At 70.6% G+C, this 3,185-nt stretch carries 4 protein-coding genes and 1 pseudogene; 3 read left to right on the top strand and 2 right to left on the bottom strand.

Annotated features, from left to right (window positions below):
• The coding region (locus BN4332_RS05190; RefSeq protein ID WP_338066747.1) for a putative immunity protein at nt 1-306 on the bottom strand (306 nt) is incomplete at its 3' end.
• 169 nt (nt 307-475) lie between these two features.
• Here BN4332_RS05190 and BN4332_RS05195 point away from each other — a divergent pair.
• From BN4332_RS05195 to BN4332_RS05205, 3 genes and pseudogenes are all read left to right on the top strand, one after another.
• A pseudogene (locus BN4332_RS05195) lies at nt 476-1,771 on the top strand (TIGR01777 family oxidoreductase); the annotation flags it as partial.
• 17 nt (nt 1,772-1,788) lie between these two features.
• Nucleotides 1,789-2,298, top strand: a complete 510-nt coding sequence (locus BN4332_RS05200) for an FKBP-type peptidyl-prolyl cis-trans isomerase (RefSeq protein ID WP_066897500.1) — start codon at nt 1,789-1,791, stop codon at nt 2,296-2,298.
• Between the two features lie 42 nt (nt 2,299-2,340).
• Complete coding sequence (locus BN4332_RS05205; RefSeq protein ID WP_066897501.1) at nt 2,341-2,946, top strand: class I SAM-dependent methyltransferase; 606 nt, start codon at nt 2,341-2,343, stop codon at nt 2,944-2,946.
• Nucleotides 2,947-2,964: 18 nt separating this feature from the next.
• Here BN4332_RS05205 and BN4332_RS05210 read toward each other — a convergent pair.
• A partial coding sequence (locus BN4332_RS05210; protein ID WP_338066748.1) for a putative immunity protein occupies nt 2,965-3,185 on the bottom strand: 221 nt, incomplete at its 5' end.

Genomic DNA, 3,185 nt, shown 5'->3' on the forward strand with positions numbered 1-3,185 from the left:
TCCGGCCTGGCCCGCGGCGTACGCGGCGTGTCGCGCTGCCCCGCGCAAGTCGCGGGCCGCACCCATGGCGTGGCCGCCGGCCGCTCGCGCGTCCATCATCTTCGCCTCGCCGCGGGCCCAGGCCCGGGCCAGCTCGATGGCCTGCCGCGGCCGGGCGTCGTCGGGCCGCACCGACTCGAACAGACCCAGCACGTGCTCCGCACACGCTGCCGCCCACAGCGCGAGCAGATGGTGATCCGCATCGGTGAGGGTTCCGCCGCGCCGGATCGTGATGAAGCGCGGGTCGCGGATCTTGGGCAGGATCATCGGCTCACCATGTCTTCAGCGTGCCATGATGCGGCAACGGTCCGGAAAGAGCTGCCCGGTCGGCGGATTCGATCGTCGCCTGCCGTCGTCGCCGCCGTGGGGCGCCGCACCGGTGTTCGCCTAAACAGGCACACGAGCGAGAGGCACATCCTCCGGGTAACGTCGATCGATGGGATTGGTGTACACCAGCATCATCGAGGCGCCGCAGGACGAAGTCTTCGCCTGGCACAGCCGGCCGGGAGCATTCGAGCGGCTGTCACCGCCGTGGCAACCGATGCAGCTCAAGACCGAGGCAGCCTCACTGCGCGACGGCCGCGCCGAGTTGGCCCTGCCAGGTGGCCTGCGCTGGGTGGCCGAGCATCAGGCCGACGCCTACGACCCGCCACGGCGTTTCGCCGACAAGGTCGGCCGCGGCGGTCTGGCCTCACTGCCTGCGGCCTTGGTGATGCGCTGGAACCACATTCACGACTTCGAAGCCGTCGACGCCGACCACACCCGGATGGTCGACCGCGTCGAGACACCGGTTCCCGGACATTTCCTGCGCCCGATGTTCGCCTACCGTCATCGTCAGCTCGCCGACGACCTCGCGTCACATCAGCGCGCCCGCTCGCACGGTCTGGCACCGCTGACCGTCGCCGTCACCGGAGCATCCGGACTGGTCGGTTCGGCGTTGACCGCCTTCCTGACCACCGGCGGGCACCGGGTCGTCCGGCTCGTCCGCCGCGCGCCGGCCAAAACCGATGAACGGCAATGGAATCCGGCCGATCCCGCTCCGGACCTGCTCGCCGGCGTCGATGCGGTCATTCACCTCGCCGGCGCGTCGATCGCGGGCCGGTTCACCGAGGCCCACCGCCGCGCCATTCGCGAGAGCCGCATCGAACCGACCCGCCGACTCGCAGAACTGGCCGCGCGCAACAACTCCGGGCCGAAGATCCTGATCAGCGCATCGGCGGTCGGCTTCTACGGCGACGACCGCGGCGACGAGACCCTCACCGAGACCAGCCAACGCGGTGAAGGGTTTCTGGCCGACGTGGTGGCCGACTGGGAGGCCGCTCTGGTCCCGGCCGAACAGGCGGGGCTGCGCGTGGTGCGGATCCGCACCGGGATCGTGCAGTCCCCACGCGGCGGCACTCTGCGACTGTTGCGTCCGCTGTTCAGCGCCGGACTCGGTGGGCGCATCGGAGACGGACAGCAATGGATGTCCTGGATCGGCATCGACGATCTGGTCGATATCTATCACCGCGGACTGTGGGACACCCACCTGTCCGGTCCGGTCAACGCGGTGGCTCCGGAGCCGGTCCGCAACGCGGATTACACCGACGCACTGGGGCATGCGCTGCATCGCCCGACGGTGCTGCCGGTGCCGGCGCTGGGGCCCCGGTTACTGCTGGGCGAGCAGGGGGCGCGGGAACTGGCTTGTGCCAGTCAGCGGGTAGTTCCCGCGATGCTGAGCGCTGCCGATCATCANCGAGCACGCCGTCGGTGGCCGAGGTGCTCACGCCGTCCATCGCCGAGACCGCGACCGAGTCGGCCACCTGTCCCACCGCCGCGCCGCAGGACGGCGGCACGCCGGAGTGGACTCTGTCCGGGTCCACCGGCAGTGTCGCGGTCACCGGATCCACCGACACCGCGGCCCCGCTGGTCAAGGTCGACGGACCGTTCAGCGTCGCCGAGACCCAGGTGCACACCCTCAAGGCCGGCGACGGGCCGGTCGTGGCGCCGACGGCCAACGTGCTGGTCTGCTACATGGGCGTCAACGGACGCGACGGGTCGGTGTTCGACAGCAGCTACGAGCGCGGCGAGCCGGTGGACTTCCCGCTCACCGGAGTCGTGGCGGGCTTCCAGAAGGCCATCTCCGGCCAGAAAGTCGGTTCCACGGTGGCCGTCGCGATGACCTCGGCCGACGGTTACCCCGACGGCCAGCCCGCCGCAGGCATCCAGCCGGGCGACTCGCTGGTCTTCGCGATCAAGATCCTCGACGCCCAGGGCTGAGCCGAACCGCCCGCCCCCGGGCCCGCTTGCGACAATGCTCATATGGTCGAGCGGAGCATCTGGATGCAGAAGGTCGCGGCCGATCCCGGGCACTCGCAGTGGTACATCGAACGGTTCCGGGCGATGGCGCGGGCGGGCCAGGACCTGGTCGGCGAAGCGCGTCTGGTCGACGCGATGGTGCCGCGCAATGCCCGGATCCTGGACGCCGGCTGCGGTCCCGGCCGGGTGGGCGGCTACCTGGCCGAAGCCGGCCATCAGGTGGTCGGCGTCGATGTCGATCCGGCACTGATCGAGGCGGCCAGGCACGACCATCCGGGACCACGCTGGCTCGTAGGTGACCTCGCCGAGCTCGACCTGCCCGCCCGCGGCATCGCCGAGCCGTTCGACGTCATCGTGTCGGCCGGCAATGTGATGACGTTCCTGGCCCCCAGCACCCGGGGCCAGGTCCTGTCCCGGTTGCGTGCCCATCTCGCCGATGACGGCCGCGCGGTGATCGGATTCGGCGCCGGTCGCGAATACGCGTTCGGCCAGTTTCTCGACGACGCCGCGACGGCGGGGTTCACCCAGGACCTGTTGTTGTCGACGTGGGACCTGCGACCGTTCACCGAGGATTCGGACTTCCTGGTCGCAATCCTGCGGCCCGCGTAGGGCCGGGCGAGCTGCGCCTCAGCAGTCGAACACCGACCAGCAGATGTCATTGCGCCGGCGCTGATCGTCGAGCACCAGGTCGCGGATCGCGTCCGGGAGCTGGTCGCGTTGCCACCGGCACTCGGCACGGCCCGCGGCCTCGCCGTCCCCATCGGAGCAGGCGGCACGTACGGCCTTGATCGCATAGGCGGCCGCGCCGAGTTCGTGGGCCGCCACGTGCGCGACCACTCCGGCCTGGC

This window comes from Mycolicibacterium houstonense (assembly GCF_900078665.2).
Taxonomy (GTDB): domain Bacteria; phylum Actinomycetota; class Actinomycetes; order Mycobacteriales; family Mycobacteriaceae; genus Mycobacterium; species Mycobacterium houstonense.